Here is a 19697-nt window from a genome sequence, read left to right as displayed (position 1 = left end):
AAAAAATTAAAAACATAGTGCGGGTTTTTGCAGGTTTTTGCAATATAAATTTGTAGTTACATACTAAAATAGTTAATAATTTTCTTTTTATAGTGAAAAACATTTATGATATTTACTTGACAATTGTTATTTTGCGTCTTAGTGCGTGTTTAGCATTGACCAAACAATCAACAAACAAAACTTAAATTATTAACCAAATTGGCGTTTATGAAAAAAAAATTACTTATGCTGTTTTTGGGTACGTTTTTGCTGGCAATACAAGTTATGGCCCAGCAAATAACGGTTATTGGTAAAGTTTCTTCCCTAGAAGACGGACAACCGATCCCTGGTGCTACTGTAAAAATTAAAGGTTCTACTACTGCTGTGCAAACAGCCCCAACAGGTGTGTATTCAATTAAGGCTAATGCTGGAGACGTGCTTCAGTTTAGTTATTTGGGTTATATCCTTGTAGAGAGAACGGTTGGTACGGCAACCACAATCAACGTAGCTTTAAAAGAGGATGCAAGTGCATTGAAAGAAGTAACGGTAACCACTGCTTATAGTATTGAGCGGAACAAGAAGAGTTTAGGCTACTCTACGGCAAAGGTAGATGGTGATGAAGTTTCTAACACCGGTAGAGAGAACTTTGTAAATGGTTTAGCAGGTAGGGTACCTGGTTTATCAATCAATCCAACATCTGGCGATCCGGGTGCATCTTCTCAAATTGTTTTGAGAGGTATCATTTCATTAAGTGGAGACAATCAACCCTTAATGGTAGTTGATGGTGTGCCGATAGACAACTCTGTGGTTAACCAAATGAATACTACAATTCAAGGAACCAACAGAAATCAGGATTATACCAATAGAGCTGCAGATATTAACCCTGCAGATATTGAAAGCTATACTATTCTAAAAGGTCCTGAGGCAACTGCATTATACGGTAACCTTGGATCTAATGGTGCTATTGTAATTACTACTAAAAAGGCGAAGGCTGGTAAAGCTTCTGTTTCTTACAATGGTTCAGTAAGGATAGAAACTGTAAATCGTGCGCCAGAAGTGCAACAAGTGTATAGTCAAGGTTCAGCGAATGGTATTCCAGAGGGAGGTTCAACCTTGTATTTTGGACCAAAATATACCCCTGGACTACAAATTTATGATAACGTAGGTAACTTTTTCCAAACAGGTATTGCTCAAAAAAACAATTTAGTTTTTGAAGGTGGTAAAGATTCGTTTACTTACCGTTGGTCTACAGAATATACCAACAACACCGGAACAATTCCTACTACAGAATATAAAAGATTTGTAACCTCTTTGGCCGGAACGGCAGCGTTATCTGATGCGATTAAATTAACTACCCGTTTCAGTTACACCAATGCTTATAATAAAAAAGCAAACAAAGGTATAGGGGGGTATTTAATGGGGCTATTGCTTTACCCATCTAGGTTTGATGTTAGAAATTGGATCGATCCAAATGGGAATAGGGTATTAACTACCGGTACCATATACACAGAGAATGATAGCCCGTTTTGGGATGTCAATAAAAATCTAAGTGATGATAGAACCAATAGTTTCTTGTTAAACACCAATTTAACAATTAGGCCAAATAAATGGTTAAATATTACCGCTATTTTAGGTGCTAACATTTCAAGTACTGATGGTAATTTGGTTTATCATACCCAATCATTTTCTGGCTCTGGCTCTGCAGCCACACCTAGGGGTGGTGTAATTAATACGTACAATCAGTTTAATAGAAATTTTGATGGTTCATTAACTGCATCTGCAAAACATAAATTTGGTAAATTTAACAATACCTATATTATCGGTTTAAATGCCTCTGATGTAAATTTGACCACAACATCAGCTCGTGGACAAAACATGTACGATCCAAACTTCTACAGTATCAACAATACATTGCCTACCACACAATCATCACGACTGGCAGTGTTACAACGTAGAAATGCAGGTGTTTTTGCTCAAGCTATTTTAGGCTATGAGCAATTAATTTACCTAACACTTTCTGGCAGGGTTGATGCAGCATCACGTATGTTGCCTAACAATCCTTATTTTGCTTATCCATCAGCCAGTTTGGCGTTTAACTTTACAGAGCTTGCTGCGGTTAAAAAGTTAGAATGGTTAAGTAGTGGTAAACTAAGAGGATCATTTGGTATGACTGGAAAGGAGCCAAGTAGATATTATTCATTGGCACCTAAATTAAATGCAACCACTACAAGTGGAGGAGGTTTTACCTATGATCTAGCTGCAGGACCAAATGCGAAACTAGTACCAGAAAAAACAATCGATTTTGAGATTGGAACCGAGTTGGCATTTTTGAAAAATAGAATCTCAGTAGATTTTACCTATTATACCAGAGAAAGTCGTAAAATGATCATTGCACCTCGTATCAGTTATGGAACAGGTTCAGTAATTAGAATTATGAACGGTGGTAGTGTGAAAAATAATGGAATTGAGGTTCAGTTAAAAGGATCGCCAATTAGACAAAAAGACTTCAATTGGGACATGACCTTTAACTTTACACGAAATAGAGGGATTGTAAATACAATCGCAGAAGAATTACCTGAATATTATGATTCTGATACATGGATTGCTAACGGAGCTCGTGCTTCGGCCATTCCTGGTAAAAGTACCTATGCCCTTGGTGGTTGGGTAAATCAAAGAAACCAAGCTGGTCAATTGTTAATTGATCCAGGTACAGGTTTGCCTATATTAAATAGCTCTTCAGAGTTTGTATATTTAGGAGATAGAGCGCCTAAATTTACTTTAGGTTATGTAAACAGTTTTAGCTATAAAAACTTTAGTCTTTCTTTCTTGCTTGATTTGAGAGTTGGGGGCGACGTATACAACCAAACCGAATATGAATTGTATAGAAGAGGTTTAAGTACAAAAACGTTAGATCGTGAAGTACCAAGAATTATTAAAGGTGTGTTGAAAGATGGTTTAGAAAATACAGCCAATCCAACAATTAACAACATTATGATTACACCTTATACTTATACAGGTTATTATACGACTACAACAGGTGGTATCGCTCCAGAACAATTCTTTGAGAGAGATATCAATACTTTGAGGTTGAGAGATGTTACCATTGGCTATAATTTGCCTCAATCAATAGCTGCCAAAACGAAATTTATATCAAGTGTTGGCCTATATGTAACTTTTACTGATTTATTCTTAATTACCAATTATACAGGTGTAGATCCTGATGTAAATGGAAATACACCTGCCACAGGTGGTGTTGGAGGTTATGGTATCGATTATGGTAGCATGGGTCGCCCACGTGGGGTAAATATAGGATTGAGAATTAAATTATAATTTTTAGACTTTAAAGTTTTTAGAACATGAAATATATTAAAATAACTTGCCTCATTGTATTATTGGCAATAGGAAGTGGGTGTAAAAAATGGCTTGATGTAAATCAAGACCCTGCTACACCACAAAATGTTGATCCGGAGTTTTATTTGGCACCAATTATTGCGCAAATGGCTATTGGAACAGGAACAGATTACGTTCAAGCTACTTTTAAGTATACGCAGAATTTTGGTGCACAGGTTGCTGCCGATCCAATGGAGAGACACAACTGGTCAAATAACGATTTACATGGAGGAACCTTATGGAGATTTACCTATGTGAATGCAGGTCTAAACTTGGAAGACCTTATTAATAAATCAGTAGCGAAACAAAATAATACGCTAGCTGCTGTGGGTTATGCAATTAAGGCGTGGGGATTTCAAATGAGTACAGACTCTTATGGCCCAATTATTTTGGATGAAGCTTTTAAGGATCAATTAACTTTTAAATATCAAGATCAACCTGTAGTCTATAATAAAGTAAGAGAATGGTGTTACCAGTCTTTAGCGCTTTTAAATAAAGAAGATGTGTTGGTAAATCCAGCTTTGTTAAGAGCTAATGATTATTTATTTGGATCAACTATTCCTGCAAACAATAGTTTAACGGTTTATAAAGATAGATGGAGAAAGTTTGTATATGCATTATTAGCTACTCAATACAGTCACTTAATCAACAAGTCTGATTTTAACTCTAAATATGCAGATAGCGTAGTTAAATTTGTTAATTTATCTTTTGGTGGTACCATATCTAGCTCATCTGAAGATGCTGCAATTAACTTTGAGGGCGTTTCTGCCGCAAATGCCAATCCATTTAGTGTAATTGGTAACTTGCCAAATTCTGTATCTACTGCTGCGGGTGTTGCATCTGTAGCATCTGGTAGGGTAGCACAACCAATTGTTAATTATTTAACAGGAGGTGTAAAAGGTACGCCAGCTGTGAATCCAACAACATCACTTGACCCAAGATTATCTAGAATGATCAATCCAATGGCTACAGGTGTATATAAAGGAGTAATCCCTGCTAAAGGTGATGCGCCTGCTACAAAAACCATTCCTCATATTTATGGTTCTGTAGCGGCAATATATCCTGGTAAATATATATTTGGACAAGGCGTAACGGATAAACCTAGGTATCCACTGTACACTTATTCGCAATTGCAATTTGCAAAAGCCGAAGCATTGTTTCTTAAAGGCGATGTGGGTGGTGCTTGGACGGCCTATGATAAAGGTATTAGAGGACATATGGAGTTCGTGAATCTTTATGGCAGGTTCGGAACTACTGTAGCTCCAGCAATTACTGCAACAGAAATTGCGGCATATATGGCATCTGATGAAGTTGCTCAAAATGCTTCAACCTTAACCATGGCCGACATTATGGGCCAAAAATATATTGCACAGTGGGGTTGGGCAGGTCAGGAACAATGGTGTGATCTGAGAAAATGGCACTATAGAAATGATATTTTTAGACAATTTAAACAATTGGATGCAGGTGATTTTTCTACTAACGTAGGTGGTGTTGGACAGTATGCCTATCGATTTAGACCGAGATTTAACTCGGAATATGTATGGAATAGGGCTGAATTAGATAAGTGGGGCGGTTTGTCACCATTATATTCTTATCAGGAAACATGGTTTAGTACACCTTTAAATTAACAATTATGAGATCTTTTTTAAACATATCAATTTTATCCCTTTTATTCACCTTGGTATTTCTGGGTTGTAAAAAGAATAAAGACAATGTATTTTCAGAATATGATGAAGTAGACTTGTCTACAAAAGCAATGATTAAAGTTAACTACAATGTTGCTTTTTATAATGATCCTTTTGTGCAGATCAAAATTAACGACGTAAGGGTAAGCGGAACAAATGTGAGAAGCAGGTTCCCGTTTCCTGGAGGAGGTTTTAATACTTTTGGAGGTTCTACCGGCGATTATTTACCGATAGCGGCTGGTCCAAATACAAAAATATCAGTTAGTATTCCCAAAAAAGGAACTAATATAGATTCAATAGATGTTTACACAACAAGCGTAGCAACAGTAGCTGGTAAAAGATATTCGCTTCACGTAGCCGATTCTTTAAATAGAAAAGGATTGTTTATCGATGAAGATTTTGAACTTCCAGATTCTGGGTTTGTAAAAATGAGGTTTGTAAATTTAATCGCAAATGCTCCCTTTATTGATTTATATAATGGTACTAATTTAGTGGCGGCCAATATTCCTTTTATGGGAATAAGTGATAAGTTTCTAATATCTACGGGTACCACAGCAGCTCCAGCATCCACAGTTTGGACAATTAGAGCAGGTGGATCGGGCCCTACGGGAACGGTAATTGCTACTTATACTAGTGGCAGTACTATTCTTAATAGAAGAATTTATACTGCCTTTGCAACTGGTTACACCGGTTATCCAACATCAGGTTCAGATTTGCGTAAGCCCTATGTTGCATTTTATTATGTAAGGTAAAACGTAACCGATATTACAAATACAAAAGGCTCGCTATTTTCAAAGTAGTGAGCCTTTTGTATTTATTTTTAAGAATTGCTATTCATTAATCTACTGAAGAAGAAATAACGGCATCACCTTTTTATTAATGAGTAACACCTGTATTGTTAAGCTTATCTAGCGCATAGGTGTCTAATCCTAATATTTTTACTATTTTTGTGGCAAAATATTTTTAAACCATGGCAAGCTTTACACTTACACCTGAAACCTGGGAAAGGGTTAAAATCAAATTTTTAAGAAAATACCGCGATTTAGCTCAAGCAGATCTTTCATTTACACTTGGTCAAGAAGACCAACTGGTGAAACAATTAATGCAACTGGTTAAAAGAGATGAAGCTTATATAGAATTCACCATCAAAAAGGCACTAGCAGATGCCGATGGGAATAGACTTTAAATATAACAAGGCTAGCTTTCTGTTTAAATAAAATTGTAATTAAAGGATCTGCAGATTTTTAACACGATAGTTGTCCAGTTTAGAATCATTTGGTTCCAACTCTGTTACTAAATAGGTAATATTCTCTAAAGCAGCTACTTTTAGCCTTAAAGCAATATTTAATTTCTCAGAGATACATAATACAGCCGTTTTTTTTGAAGAGTTTAGCATTTTTTTCTTCAATTGATTAATTTCCCAATCCGTGTCTGTTAATCCACTTTGAGGGTGTAAGGCACTTGTGCCCAGTAAACATAAGTCTGCATTGATCTCTGCAAGTTGACTAATCACATGCCCTCCATAAGTGATTTGCGAGTTTTTGCTAAATAACCCGCCAATTAAAATCACTTCAGCTCTTGGGTATTTCGAGAGCTCTACAGCAACTAAAGGGCTAATGGTAAAAAAAGTAGCTTGTAAATTTTCCGGTAATTGTTTTACCAACTCAATAATAGTAGTACCTCCACCTGTAAGGATCACCATTCCATCCTTAATTAAGGAGATCGTTTTTTTAGCGATGACAATCTTGGCCTCCTTCGCATATACGGTACTGTCATCAAAAGAAGAATGATAAGATTTAGATAATGCACCTCCATGTACCTTATATAAGAAGTTCTCATCGGATAGTTCCTGAAGGTCTCTCCTGATGGTATCTTCTGATACATTTAACAACTGCACCAGATCTGATGTAAGCACTCTATTATGAAGGTTAATCTGCCTCATAATTAAATCGTGTCGCTCCTTTTTTAACATTTTACGTCGTTTGATTAATTAATAAAAAATGATATTCAGGATGATGGTATTTTAAAACAGGTCTAAAGTAATAAAATACTTATTAGTTTTAATGATAAACACTTATTTGCTGTAATGAGAAATCTTGATATAAATTGTGTTAATACGCTAAATTCAGACAATCACCATGTAACATAATATAGCTGTTTAATCTTTGGGTATTTGTCTAAGTTTATACCTTATATATATGTATGAATAAACAGGCCCTGATAGTAGGATAGCAGAAGCATCATTAGTGATGATTTAAACACTATATAAAGCAATAGTTGTTTTTAAGTATAATTATGATTTGAGCACTAGCAACTTAAAGTTTAATGTGATCGATTTAATGAAAATAAAAAAAAAATAAAAAAATTGGTAATATTAAAACTAAAGTTGATATTTGTAGCCGGATACAAAGTTTTTTTAGGTAAAAGATGTACAAAGCTTAAACATTAAAGGAATTAAAAAAATATTTTTTTTTAATTATTGTTTTAAGTGTATATTCGTACCATGAATTAATTATGGTTCAACAGGGAATGCTGAAAACTGTACTAAGAGTAAGCAAGAAAAAAAGAAAATAAATTTATTAACTCTAAGATTATGAGAAAAGTTTTATTAACTGTAATGATGGTGAGCTCTCTTCTAGCGTTTAACGCTTGTAAGAAAGATGGAGCTCAGGGTCCTGCAGGTCCTGCTGGCCCAACGGGTGCTACTGGTGCTGCTGGTGCAGTAGGTCCTGCAGGTGCTCAAGGTGTACCGGGCGCTGCTGGTGCTGCTGGTTCAAAAATTTTGGGTCTAACTGTTGATCCAGTTGCTGCTGATGGTGCTGTAGGTGACTACGCTTTCAACAAAACAACAAAAACTCTTTGGGGTCCTAAAGTTGCTGCTGGTTGGGCAGGAACAAGTACTTCTTTACAAGGTGCTAATGGTACAAATGGTACAAACGGTACAAATGGTACTAACGGTACACAATTTTTAGCTGGTGCTGGTGCGCCAACTACTCAAGGTGTAACTGGTGATTTCTATTTTGACACAACTAGTGGTGTTTTTTATGGACCAAAACAAGCTGATGGTACTTGGCTTAACACAATGCCTTTAGGTCAAGCTTATGCAGCTAAAACTTATACCATAACTAGAGGTTTTGAAAATGTAGCGGAACTTACTAAAGTTGCGGGACAAGATATGATTCCTAGTTATGAAAACTACAACATTTTCTCTTCTTATACTGTAACTGCTAATGATATGATTCGTATCAACCAGTATCCAGTAAGAACAGTTGCTGATGCTGGCGGTGCTGCTGGTACAGGTGGTTGGGGTGAGAACAGAGAGATGGTTTTTGAATCAGCTACAGGTAGTAACATCTTTAATCAAGTTCCAGCTAATGCTGCAGCTCTTGGTGCAGGTGTTTTCGTTGTAGGTGCTAAATTCCGTTATACTAAAAACACTGTTAATCCATTAGCTGAGTTTACTTTAACTCAAGATGATATCGACAGATTGACAGTTAATGCTGGTGCTTCTTATGGTTATTTAACCTATGCTAAAGCATTGCAAAACACTGTAGCTTTAGGTCAAACTTTAGTATTAGCTACTACTAAAAAGATTGCAGTTCAAAATAGCACAACTAATTATTATGCTACTTACTCTGCTAGAACTACTTGGGATTTGAATACATTAGTTCCTAACTTTGCTAAATACAAACAAGATGGTAAAGTATTCTTGAAATACAAATACCATAACGCTGGTACTGTTACCCCAGGTGATGCTGGTAACACTGCGGTTGTACATGCAGGTATTAATGCTGGTTGGGTAGATTTATCTTACTATGCTAATTCTTATGTAACACCTACAACTGCTGGTTCAGGTTTGTTTACTAACCAAAATCCATTTGGTACAGTTAATCCAACGACTATCGCTGGTCCAGCTGTTAACTTCCCAGGTACTGGTACTTATTTTGCTAACGCTGTAACTACTTTTGCTCCTAATCAGGTTGCTACTCCAGTAGTAGGCCCAGTTGCTACTCCAACTGTTTATGCAGATGGTAAATTTTTACAGAACTGGACTATTACTTCAGGTACAAATGCACCTGCAGTTGCTACTTACGTAGGCCCTGCTATGCTTGTAGCTGATGCTGCAATGGCTGCTGGTTACAATACAGTTGCATTAGCTAATGTTAATCCATTTGGACCAGCTCCTGCAGGTGGTGCATCGTTTAATACACGTGCTAACTATACAAACTACTATAGTTTTGCTAGCGGTACTTTAAGTGCTACTGATCCTGCTGGCGTTGCAATCGTTCCTGTGGGTGAAACTATCCCTGTAAGTGGTAACAAAGGTGGTGTTAGTGCTGCTACAGTTGGCGCTCACAAATTAGTTACATTACAAGTATTTGTAATCCCTGGTGATGTTATTAAGTCATTAAAAGCTAAAGGTGTTGATACTGACAACCCTAACGCAATTAGTGCAAACATTAAATTATAATTATTAATCTTTAGAGTTAAATTATATATAATTTAATGCAAGCAGCTCCTCTAATGAGGAGCTGCTTTTTTATTTTAATAGATTATTCTTAAAAGTTGGGATATCAATTTTTTTAAAAGGCTTTAGTTCAAAAAACTAAAGCCTTTATAATGTTTGGCCATTTTTGTACATTTACAATTCTCTCTTTAATTAATGAAACAAAGAATAACGTACTGACATGGGTAAATTAAAATTTTGGATTATTATTGGCTTATTAAGCTTAGCAGGATTGTCATTTTCATTTAAGGATGATCTATTCCTAGTATCTAAAAACCTAGATATTTTTGCTTCATTATATAAAGAAATTAACCTCAACTATGTAGAGGAAACAAATGCCTCAGAGCTGATGCGCAACGGAATTGATGCCATGTTACAAGGCTTGGATCCTTATACCGAGTATATTCCTGAATCTGAAATTGAAGATTACAAGTTGAAATATGTAAGTACACAATATGGAGGTATTGGTGCTGGTACACTGTTTATAGATAATAAATTATTTGTAAATGAAGTAAGCGAAGGTAATCCGGCAAATAAACAAGATGTTAGGCCTGGAGATCAGATTTTAAAAATCAACGGTATTGAAACAACTGGGAAAGACCGAAACCAGATCAGTCAACTGTTGCGTGGGCCGAAAAAGTCGGCTGCAGAATTGGTTTTGGTTAGAGAGGGCCTTACGATAAATAAAACTTTGGTACGTGAAGAGATCAAACAACCAAATGTTTCTTATTCGGCAATGCTTGGTGACCAGATTGGTTATATCCGTTTAGATAAGTTTTTAGAAAATTCAGGTCAAGAAGTTAAGGATGCATTGGTGAATTTAAATAAATCACAACCAAAAGGCATTATATTGGATCTTCGAAATAATGGAGGCGGAATTTTACAAGAAGCAGTTAAAATTGTAAACCTATTTGTTCAGAAAGACATATTAATTGTTGTTCAAAAGGGAAGAAACCCTGAAAAAACAGTCAGTTACAAAACATTAAATGATCCAATTTCGCCGCAGATACCTTTAGTTGTTCTAATCAATGGTTCTTCAGCTTCTGCATCAGAGATTGTTGCCGGAGCTCTACAGGACTTAGATCGTGCTGTTGTAATAGGTCAGAGAAGTTATGGGAAAGGACTTGTTCAACAAACCTTCAATTTACCTTATAATAGTTTAGTTAAGGTTACAGTAGCGAAATATTTTACACCATCTGGTCGATGTATTCAGGCTTTAGACTATGCACACAAAGATCAGAATGGTTCTGCAGAGAAATTTGCCGACTCATTAATGAAAGCGTACTCTACTAGAGCTGGAAGAACTGTTTATAATGGAAATGGGGTTTATCCAGATGTACTGGTAGAAGCAAATATGTTAAGCCCAATTACCATATCTCTACTTACCAAAAATTTGTTTTTTGATTATGCCAATTTATATAAGAAGACGCATAAAGAAATTGTAAATGCTAAAACATTCCAAATTACAGATGCGGACTATAGTGCTTTTGTGGCTACATTGGCAGGTAAAGATTATAGCTATAGCTCTACAACTGAGAAACTGATTAACGAGTTAACTACCGAAGCTCAAAAAGAAAACAAGCTTGGTGCTGTTAAAACTGATATTGATGCTTTGAAAGAAAAAATGCTTTCTACCAAAAAAACAGATTTGGTTAGCCATAAAGCGGAAATTAAAAGAGTTTTGGAAACACAAATTATAAGTCGCTATTATTTCGAAAGGGGTAAAATAGAACAGGCGTTTCAATATGATAAGGAAGTAATAAAGGCAAAATCTCTTTTTACGAATCAGCCTAATATGTTGGCAATCCTAAAAGGAGATGGTTCTTATAAGGTTATTGGAAGTCCGAAATCTACTATCTCTGAAAATTAACTCTTTTGGAGCTAGACACCTGATTTCAATTCTGTTTCATTTACCTTCTAACCATTTAAAACGAATTGGTTTTGGCTACACTTAACTTATGCTATTAACGATAGTATTGATCAGTAGCATCTAATTACTAAGTCTGACTAAATTTTCTTAATAACACATCGGTTCTTTGTTATTTAATGTTGCGACATGTTAATTGTTGTGTATTGTATCAATTAACTATATAAGAGAAATTTATAATTAATAATAAGCCATGAATCTTATTGATTAATTATAGCAATTATTATGAATCATAATGTCTTATAAATTAACAACGCAACAACTTAGTATTAATTTTTCTGATTAAATGTGAAAAAATGTTAAAACATTTAATTTATAAATCATTGATTATCAATTGATTGATTTCTGTAATAATAATTTTAACATTTTGATCCTTTGAATAACGCCTATTTTTCTCCATATTTAGGCAATTAAAATATTATTTATTAACCTAACTTTATTAATTTATGAAAAGACTTCTACAAAGTTTGTTCATTCTAATGGTTATAGCTACCAACGCTATTGCCCAGGATCGGACAATTACTGGTACGGTTACAAACAAGGGAGATGGCAAGCCACTTCTAGGCGTAACCGTAAGAACTAGAGGAGCTCAAGGTTCAGTCCAAACAGAATCTAATGGTAGTTATACTATCAAAGTTCCTTCTGCTGCTACAGCATTAGAATTTTCTTATTTAGGCTTCATTACAGTTACTAAACCACTTGCAGGTGCTGGTAACACAATTAATGTTGCACTAGAAGACGAATCGAAAGTGTTAAGCGAAATCGTTGTAACTGGTTATGGTACAACTACTAAACAAGTGGCCACAGGTTCTATCTCTACTGTGTCAGGTAAGCAAATAGAAAGCCTTCCTGTTCAAACGTTTGATAGAGCATTACAAGGTCGTGCAGCTGGGGTACAGGTAACTACTAACAGTGGTCAACCAGGTTCTGGTATTACTGTTCGTGTTCGTGGTGTTTCCACAGTTAATGGTGGTAGTCAACCATTATACATCGTTGATGGTATTCAGATTGCTGCTGGTGGTTTATCTACTGTAACCACACAAAACGTATTGGGAGCAATTAATCCTGCTGATATTGAGTCAATCCAAATTCTAAAAGATGCGGCATCTGCATCAATTTATGGATCTCAAGCAGCAAATGGTGTTGTTATTGTAACTACAAAAAGAGGTAAACAAGGTAAAACTCAAGTTAAACTTTCTGTTCAGCAAGGTGTTAACAAGCAGATCAATCCTTACGAAATGTTAAATTCTCAGCAATATTATGCATTGAGAAAAGAAGCGGTTACTAACCGTGCACTTCGTTTAGGAAATTCTGTGGCCACAGCAGTTACTGCAATGAACCAAGGTTTTGGTTCAGCTACAATTGATCCTTCAACTTTACCAACAGAAGACTGGTACAATGCTATTTTCAGAAATGCTAACTTTGGAGAGTACAATCTTTCTGCTAGTGGTGGTAATGAAAAAACAAGATTCTTTATGTCTGGTAACTTTAACAGAACACAAGGGGTAGCATTGGCATCAGATTATAAAAAAGGTGGTTTAAGAGTAAATTTGGATAACCAAGTTACCGATAAACTATCTTTTGAAGCTAATCTTAACATTGCCTTTACTAAATCTGTTGGTCCTAGTACGGATGGTGGTTTCTTTGTGAATACACCATTTACAGGAGCTTTATTTATTCCTCCATATAACACCATTTATATGCCTGATGGGACTTATAGAAATCCACCTGATTTGAGAAATGCACAAAATATCAACATTGTACAACATATCAATGAAGAGAAAAGAAACACGCAGAGTTTCCAAACCATTAGTAATTTAGCTTTAAATTATAAGTTATTGCCAGATTTGAAGTTAAGACTTTATGCAGGTCTTGATTTTGCTGATGCTAAAAACTACAGTTTCAGACCATCTTCTATTCCAGCTTATGCAACAACTGGAGGTTCTGGTGCAGAGAGTTTGATTAGAAATATCAACTATAATACAAGTATCACAGCTAACTATAATAAAGTATTTAATAATGATCATAACTTATCATTATTAGGTGGATTTGAGTTCAGATCAAACCAATCAGAAACACTTGGTGCATCAGCTCAAGGATTCCCTAGTCCATTATTTACATTGATTAGTAGTGCTGCAACACCATTAACTACAACTTCAACTTTTACTGGATTTAAGATTGCCAGTTTAATTGGTAATGTGAAATACGATTATAAAGGAAAATATCTATTTACTGGAAATATTCGTTACGATGGTTCATCACGTTTCGGTGCCGATTATAAATTTGGTTTATTTGGTGGAGCTTCTGCTGGATGGAGAATCAAAGGTGAAGAATTCTTGAAATCAGTTGACTTCCTTAGCGATTTAAAATTAAGAGGTAGTTTTGGGGTTGTTGGTACGCAGCCTGGTAGCGATTTTGGTGCAATCAGTTTGTACAACTCACCAGGTGCTGCTGGAGCTTATAACGGTTTGGCTAGTATCAGACCTTCACAGTTAGCAAATCCATTGCTTACTTGGGAGCAACAACAACAAATTGGCTTAGGTTTGGATATGGGATTCTTCAACAACAGAATTACTGCAGCTGTTGATATCTACAAAAAGAAAACAACCAAATTGTTATTAGATAGAACTCTACCTAGTAATAGCGGGTTTACTTCAATTAGAGAAAATGGTGGTAGATTAGATGGTAAAGGGATTGATATCGAGTTGAATACGATCAATTTAGATCTGGAAAATGGATTTAAATGGACAACCATGTTTAACATTGCTTTCTTTAGAAATAAATTAATAGAATTGAACAATGGTGCACAAAGAATTGGTACAAGTTATATCGTTGGAAAGCCAACCAATATCTTGTACAGTTTTGAATATGCAGGTGTGAATGCGGCAGATGGTAGACCAATGTTCTATGATGTGAACGGTAATATTACTTATGTGCCATTAGCAAATACTGATGATAGAATATTGGGATATGCTAACCCTTCTTCATTTGGTGGTTTTGGCAATACTTTTTCTTATAAAGGTTTAACATTAGATGTATTGTTCCAATATCAATATGGTAACTCTACCTATTTACAAACAGGTCAGATCTTAGAAGCTTCTGGTATGGCTCTTGAAAATCAAGTGGTTAGTCAGTTGAATAGATGGACAACCCCAGGTCAAATTACTGCTGTACCTCGTGCTTACGATGGTTACACTGAACCAGGAGGTTACGATCCAACTAACTTGTCAAGTAGATATGTACAAAAATCATCATATATCCGTTTGAAACAAATTACTTTGAACTATAAATTACCTACAGCATGGACTTCAAAAATTGGTGTTCAAGGAGTTAGTTTATTTGTACAGGGCTTAAATCTTGCAACTATAAGTAATTATCGTGGTGAAGATCCTGAGAATACAGGTAATAACTTAAATGGTTATCCTCAACCAAAAACTATTGCAGGTGGTATCACTATTGATTTATAATTAACAATATGAAAAAGAAATTAATAATATTTACAGTCGCATTGGGCTTATTTATGAGTTCATGCGAGAAAATGATAGAAGTAGAGCCAAAAAATCAAATATCTACAGGTGCTGCACTAGCTACTGTAGGAGGCTATGAGTCTCTATTAAACTCTGCTTATGTAAGGTTGATAGGATTTGGATATTATGGTAGAAACTTCACTTTAATGGGCGAAGTAATGTCTGATAATGTGTATACCGAGTTGACATATGCCAATGGTAGATACATTGGCCAAAACGTGAATAACGTAGGTGCCCAGTTTGATATCTGGTCTGCTGGTTATTCAATCATCAACGAGGTGAATACCATTATCGACAATATTGATGGTTTAAATGATCCTAATGGACAATCTAAAAAAGCTGGTTTGAAAGCTGAAGCATTGGCCTTAAGAGCGATGGTATATTTTGATTTGGCACGTGTGTATGGTTATGAGCCTGTTAATGTGGCTACAGCTGGTGCAGGTTTCAATCTTAGTGTTCCATTACGTTTAAAAGCTACTGCTGGTTTACCAGAGGCTGTGCAAGTACCAAGAGCAACTGTTGCTCAGGTATATAAGAGCATAGAAGATGATCTTAAGGCATCGATTGCCTTATTCCCTTCTGGTGCTTCTGCATCACAATTTCGTTTAAATAAAGGTGCCGCTTATGCACTATTGGGTAAATCATACCTTTACTCAGGTAGATGGGCTGAAGCTGTAACTGCTTTTGATGATGCAATGAACACAGCAAATACAGCAGCTAGATTAGCAGCTGCTGGTCAGTATGTTGCTGCATTCAAACTTGCTGCAAATACTGAATCTTTATTCGAAATCGTAATTAATCCTACTACACAGTTAGGTGGAGTAACTGGTAATAACGAATCTTTGTATAGTTATACACATCCTGCTCTTTATAATGGAATCCCTACCTTTGGAGGGCAAACAGTTTCTGATGAATTATTTGCACTATTTACACCAGGTGATGACAGAAAAGCAATGATCTTCCAATATGGAGGCACGTCTTCTGTACCAGCACCTTTATACAATTGGTCAGATAAATACAGCGGTGCCCGTGGGCCATATGCAGATTATATTAAAGTAATCAGATATGCAGATGTATTATTGATGAAAGCTGAGGCATTGGCCGAGCAAACACAATATTCTGCAGCAGCAGCTCTTGTAACTACTTTAAGAGCAAATAGAAATGCTACTGGCGTAACCGTGCCTACTGATGCAACAATCAAAGACTTTATTCAAGACGAAAGAAGAAGAGAGTTGTTTTTTGAGGGACAACGTTGGTTTGATTTGAAACGCAGAGGCTTAGGAATTACTAAACCAGCTAAAACCGGTGTTGGTACAATTCCTGCTACTGATTTCAGATTATTAGCGCCTATTCCTAATTCAGAGGTTATATTAGGATTGCAAAAAAATCCTGGTTATTAATATTTAAAAAATTAGACATGAAAAAAATAATATTATACGGATTTTCATTTATTTGTCTCGGCTTACTTCTTGGAGGTTGTATGCCAAAGGATGATTTAACTTATCAAGGTCCAAATGTTGTAGAATTTAAAAACCATTTATTTGGTAGAGTAGCAGCAAGACAGCCAGCTGGTGTAACATTAAATACCGTTTTAGGTAGAACTGCTAGTGTAAATACTAGAGTTACCGATACTATTTATGTTCAGTTGATTGGTGCGCAGCAAGATAGTCCAATTGATGTTAACTTTAATGTTGCAGCTAATAGCACTGCTGTTGCTGGTACACATTATAACTTTAGACCTGCAGGTTCTAGTAAGATTACTATTCCTGCTAAATCTTCTGTAGGTTATATTTTAGTTGACATGATCCCTGGATCTATCCCTACTGGTACATTCCCTTTAATTATTAATTTAACAGGAAATGGTACAATTGGAGCTAGTCAAAATTATAAAACCTTTACACTTACTTTAAGAAACTAATAAATTGGCGCTCCCTATAAAAGGGAGCGCTTTAAATATTGCTAAGTATGAGAGTTTTTGTAGGCTTTTTTTTGTTTTTTGTAGTAAATGCGATTGCTAGTAAGGCGCAGTTTATTAACGATATTAGGGGGAGACCTGTTACAACCTTACAGTATGAAAACTTAAGTGGATCTCCATTTTACAGTGATAAATACTTAAAAGGAACAGTTAATATAAAAGGTAATATCAAGGTAATCCAAGTATATCTTAAACTAGATCAAGTAAAGGATATCTTATTGGCAAAAAATAATTTAACATCAGAAACGCCAATTGAAATTACTGATGATGTACTCAACTTTAAATTGATTGGTGCAGAAGGTGATACCACTATGTTTAAACGTGTACCTAATGGTGATGGCTACTATGAAGTTTTATATAATGGTAAAACATCTTTATTAAAAAGAACAAAGAAGAAAATTTTAGAAACTCCAGTATACAATTCTGCTGCTATTGAAAAATCTGCTGTTAGTACAATAAGCTATTTTATACTTACAAAAGAGGGTAAATTAGTACCGATTAAATTAGATAAAAACTCTTTTTTATCGGCATTGGATAAAGACAAAGTAAAAGATATAGAGCAGTATGTTTCAAAAGAAAAGTTAGGTTTTAAAAATGAGCTCAACTTGAAAAAAATTACCGGATATTACAATACTTTAAATTAGGCATTGTTAATATGTTAATTTATGAAAGGGCTTGTCAGAAATGACAAGCCCTTTTGTTATAAAGTACTTTATGTGATCTGTTTTAACATTTGCTGAAACGCTACAACTGAGGATGTTAAAAAATGTTAAATTTTAATCTATTAATAATCAGTAAGATATGTTTTTTTAGCCCATGATGTAACAATAATGTTTGAATATCGTAGACTTTTATGCCATATTTAGGTTAAATAACTATTAACTAATCTAAAATTTATTAATTCATGAATAGACTTGTCAAGAGTTTATTCTTTGGATGTGTATCACCTATTGCTATGCCCTCATAAAGTGTAGCAAATGGTGATGCATATCTTGAATTTTCTGTAGTTATTTAGCTAAGAGGTTAAGAATGCATATAACTATAACAAGTTATACCACACACTCTTACAATACAAATGATAAAATAAAAGGGGGTGCTTTTTAAACACCCCCTTTTATTTTGATATAAATTTATGAATTAGTCCATTGCATGTAGCCTTACTTTAAGTCCTTCCATTGCTGGGCTTAACTGTAATTGGCAAGCCAATCTAGAGTTTGGCAATAAGTCGGGTAAGGTGTCTAACATTGCATACTCATCATCGGTCATCTCAGTTAGTTTATCTTCTCCTTCCATTACATCTACACAACAAGTAGCACAAAGTGCCATACCTCCACAAGTGGCCAGAATATCATATTCGCTAGCTTTTAAAAACTCCATTAAGCTAAGGCCCATATCGGTAGGGGCAATCAAAGTACTGATGTTGCCTTCTCTGTCTTCAACCTGTATAGAAATATCGTTTGCTTCCATGCTTAAAATTCTGTTACACCATTTACGGTAGTATATTTCATTGTGTATTTAATACCTGGATTCATATACTGATAAGCACTATGGCTCATTAATGCAGCTTCATGAAATCCGCATAAAATTAGCTTTAATTTATTGGTGTAGGTATTGATGTCGCCAATTGCGTAAATACCTGGTATATTAGTGCTGTAATCGTCGGTATTTACCTCAATGGCACTTTTGCTTATGTTTAAATTCCATTGCTCTATAGGGCCCAATTTAGGGCTTAAACCAAAAAGAGGTATTAAGTGATCAGCTTCGTAAGTAGTGGCTTCCATGGTACGGTTATGAATTACTTCTACCGCTTCTAATTTGCCATTACCTGAAACAGAGTTTAAGTTACTGTTCAACACCAAATTGATTTTTCCGCTCTCTGCTAACTCCATTACCTTGTTTACAGAGTCTGGAGCACCACGGAAACTTTCACTTCTGTGGATCAAAGTTAGCTCAGAAACAATATCCGCTAAGAAGATGGTCCAATCTAAGGCAGAGTCTCCACCGCCAGCAATAACCATTTTCTGCCCACGATACTTCTCTGGATCTAAAATCATGTAATTTACACCTCTTCCATTTTCAAATTGCTCTAAACCAGCAACAGCAGGTTTACGTGGCTCAAAACAGCCCAAGCCGCCTGCTATTACCACAACTTTAGCTTCTATAATGGTTCCCATGTTAGTGGTAAGCACGAAATCTGCTTCACCGCGTTTTTCTAGCCCTTCAATTCTTTCGCCTAATGTATAACCAGGATGAAAAGGTTTGGCTTGCTCTACTAAATTGTCTATCAATTCTTGAGCTAAAACAGTAGGGTAGCCTGGAATATCGTATATCGGTTTTTTTGGATAAATTTCTGAAAGTTGACCACCAACTTGAGGTAGATAATCAATTAAATGACAACGCATTTTTAATAGGCCAGCTTCGAAAATAGCAAATAAACCTACGGGCCCGGCGCCAATAATGGCTATATCTGTAGAAATCATGTGTTAAATTTTGTGCAAATTTACAAAATAAAATCAACCTGTTTAGTTTTGCTAGGGTAATCTTTATTTTTAATTAATCTATTTAAGACTTACACCTCCTTTGGTTACCCATTATTGTATATAGTTAGCCTGTTTTTCTAAAGATTTTCTTAGTTTTTAAAAAGATAGAGAAATGGATAAAGAAGTATATCGCTTGTTTAGTAAAACCCCTAGCTTTCTGACATTGG

13 protein-coding genes are annotated in these 19697 nt (G+C 35.4%); 10 read left to right on the top strand and 3 right to left on the bottom strand.

Annotated features, from left to right (window positions below):
• Positions 1–207 precede the first annotated feature (207 nt).
• The 4 genes from AQF98_RS07155 to AQF98_RS07140 all read left to right on the top strand — a co-directional run bounded on the left by AQF98_RS07155 (position 208) and on the right by AQF98_RS07140 (position 6240).
• Positions 208–3309: a SusC/RagA family TonB-linked outer membrane protein gene (locus AQF98_RS07155; protein WP_055131243.1), complete on the top strand. Its 3102-nt coding sequence runs from the start codon at positions 208–210 to the stop codon at positions 3307–3309.
• A gap of 26 nt (positions 3310–3335) precedes the next feature.
• Positions 3336–4997 (top strand): SusD/RagB family nutrient-binding outer membrane lipoprotein, encoded by a 1662-nt coding sequence (locus tag AQF98_RS07150; protein ID WP_055131242.1) that lies wholly within the window; start codon positions 3336–3338, stop codon positions 4995–4997.
• A 5-nt stretch (positions 4998–5002) separates the two neighbouring features.
• On the top strand, positions 5003–5806 hold the full coding sequence (locus tag AQF98_RS07145) for a DUF4397 domain-containing protein (protein ID WP_055131241.1): 804 nt from the start codon (positions 5003–5005) through the stop codon (positions 5804–5806).
• Between the two features lie 218 nt (positions 5807–6024).
• The gene (locus tag AQF98_RS07140; RefSeq protein WP_055131240.1) at positions 6025–6240 is read left to right on the top strand and encodes a hypothetical protein; all 216 of its coding nucleotides are present in this window, start codon (positions 6025–6027) and stop codon (positions 6238–6240) included.
• Between the two features lie 39 nt (positions 6241–6279).
• Here AQF98_RS07140 and AQF98_RS07135 read toward each other — a convergent pair whose 3' ends face one another.
• The gene (locus AQF98_RS07135; RefSeq protein WP_055131239.1) at positions 6280–7026 is read right to left on the bottom strand and encodes a DeoR/GlpR family DNA-binding transcription regulator; all 747 of its coding nucleotides are present in this window, start codon (positions 7024–7026) and stop codon (positions 6280–6282) included.
• A 621-nt stretch (positions 7027–7647) separates the two neighbouring features.
• Here AQF98_RS07135 and AQF98_RS07130 point away from each other — a divergent pair.
• The 6 genes from AQF98_RS07130 (at position 7648) to AQF98_RS07105 (ending at position 17634) form a co-directional block, all read left to right on the top strand.
• Positions 7648–9525, top strand: a complete 1878-nt coding sequence (locus AQF98_RS07130; protein WP_055131238.1) for a hypothetical protein — start codon at positions 7648–7650, stop codon at positions 9523–9525.
• A gap of 217 nt (positions 9526–9742) precedes the next feature.
• Complete coding sequence (locus AQF98_RS07125) at positions 9743–11431, top strand: S41 family peptidase (protein ID WP_055131237.1); 1689 nt, start codon at positions 9743–9745, stop codon at positions 11429–11431.
• A gap of 503 nt (positions 11432–11934) precedes the next feature.
• Positions 11935–14955, top strand: a complete 3021-nt coding sequence (locus AQF98_RS07120; RefSeq protein ID WP_082434936.1) for a TonB-dependent receptor — start codon at positions 11935–11937, stop codon at positions 14953–14955.
• Between the two features lie 8 nt (positions 14956–14963).
• Positions 14964–16415 (top strand): RagB/SusD family nutrient uptake outer membrane protein, encoded by a 1452-nt coding sequence (locus AQF98_RS07115; protein ID WP_082434935.1) that lies wholly within the window; start codon positions 14964–14966, stop codon positions 16413–16415.
• Positions 16416–16432: 17 nt separating this feature from the next.
• Entirely contained in the window at positions 16433–16933 is a 501-nt protein-coding gene (locus AQF98_RS07110) for a hypothetical protein (RefSeq protein WP_152969661.1), read from the top strand.
• Positions 16934–16980: 47 nt separating this feature from the next.
• Complete coding sequence (locus AQF98_RS07105) at positions 16981–17634, top strand: hypothetical protein (protein ID WP_055131233.1); 654 nt, start codon at positions 16981–16983, stop codon at positions 17632–17634.
• Positions 17635–18127: 493 nt separating this feature from the next.
• On the opposite strand, the gene AQF98_RS07100 is transcribed toward AQF98_RS07105, so the two are convergent.
• Together AQF98_RS07100 and AQF98_RS07095 are read right to left on the bottom strand one after the other, a co-directional pair.
• Positions 18128–18457 (bottom strand): 2Fe-2S iron-sulfur cluster-binding protein, encoded by a 330-nt coding sequence (locus tag AQF98_RS07100; RefSeq protein ID WP_055131232.1) that lies wholly within the window; start codon positions 18455–18457, stop codon positions 18128–18130.
• A gap of 2 nt (positions 18458–18459) precedes the next feature.
• Complete coding sequence (locus AQF98_RS07095; protein ID WP_055131231.1) at positions 18460–19470, bottom strand: NAD(P)/FAD-dependent oxidoreductase; 1011 nt, start codon at positions 19468–19470, stop codon at positions 18460–18462.
• Positions 19471–19697 lie beyond the last annotated feature (227 nt).

Origin of the sequence: Pedobacter sp. Hv1 (assembly GCF_001412215.1) — a bacterium.
Taxonomy (GTDB): domain Bacteria; phylum Bacteroidota; class Bacteroidia; order Sphingobacteriales; family Sphingobacteriaceae; genus Pedobacter.
Note: the sequence above shows the minus strand (reverse complement) of the source record. Positions and strands in the feature narration are given on the sequence as shown.

What these genes read in the sequence shown, in the direction of transcription:
- AQF98_RS07155 (WP_055131243.1), top strand. Translation starts at nt 208, where the DNA reads ATGAAAAAAAAATTACTTATGCTGTTTTTGGGTACGTTTTTGCTGGCA.
- AQF98_RS07150 (WP_055131242.1), top strand. Translation starts at nt 3,336, where the DNA reads ATGAAATATATTAAAATAACTTGCCTCATTGTATTATTGGCAATAGGA.
- AQF98_RS07145 (WP_055131241.1), top strand. Translation starts at nt 5,003, where the DNA reads ATGAGATCTTTTTTAAACATATCAATTTTATCCCTTTTATTCACCTTG.
- AQF98_RS07140 (WP_055131240.1), top strand. Translation starts at nt 6,025, where the DNA reads ATGGCAAGCTTTACACTTACACCTGAAACCTGGGAAAGGGTTAAAATC.
- AQF98_RS07135 (WP_055131239.1), bottom strand. Translation starts at nt 7,026, where the DNA reads ATGTTAAAAAAGGAGCGACACGATTTAATTATGAGGCAGATTAACCTT.
- AQF98_RS07130 (WP_055131238.1), top strand. Translation starts at nt 7,648, where the DNA reads ATGAGAAAAGTTTTATTAACTGTAATGATGGTGAGCTCTCTTCTAGCG.
- AQF98_RS07125 (WP_055131237.1), top strand. Translation starts at nt 9,743, where the DNA reads ATGGGTAAATTAAAATTTTGGATTATTATTGGCTTATTAAGCTTAGCA.
- AQF98_RS07120 (WP_082434936.1), top strand. Translation starts at nt 11,935, where the DNA reads ATGAAAAGACTTCTACAAAGTTTGTTCATTCTAATGGTTATAGCTACC.
- AQF98_RS07115 (WP_082434935.1), top strand. Translation starts at nt 14,964, where the DNA reads ATGAAAAAGAAATTAATAATATTTACAGTCGCATTGGGCTTATTTATG.
- AQF98_RS07110 (WP_152969661.1), top strand. Translation starts at nt 16,433, where the DNA reads ATGAAAAAAATAATATTATACGGATTTTCATTTATTTGTCTCGGCTTA.
- AQF98_RS07105 (WP_055131233.1), top strand. Translation starts at nt 16,981, where the DNA reads ATGAGAGTTTTTGTAGGCTTTTTTTTGTTTTTTGTAGTAAATGCGATT.
- AQF98_RS07100 (WP_055131232.1), bottom strand. Translation starts at nt 18,457, where the DNA reads ATGGAAGCAAACGATATTTCTATACAGGTTGAAGACAGAGAAGGCAAC.
- AQF98_RS07095 (WP_055131231.1), bottom strand. Translation starts at nt 19,470, where the DNA reads ATGATTTCTACAGATATAGCCATTATTGGCGCCGGGCCCGTAGGTTTA.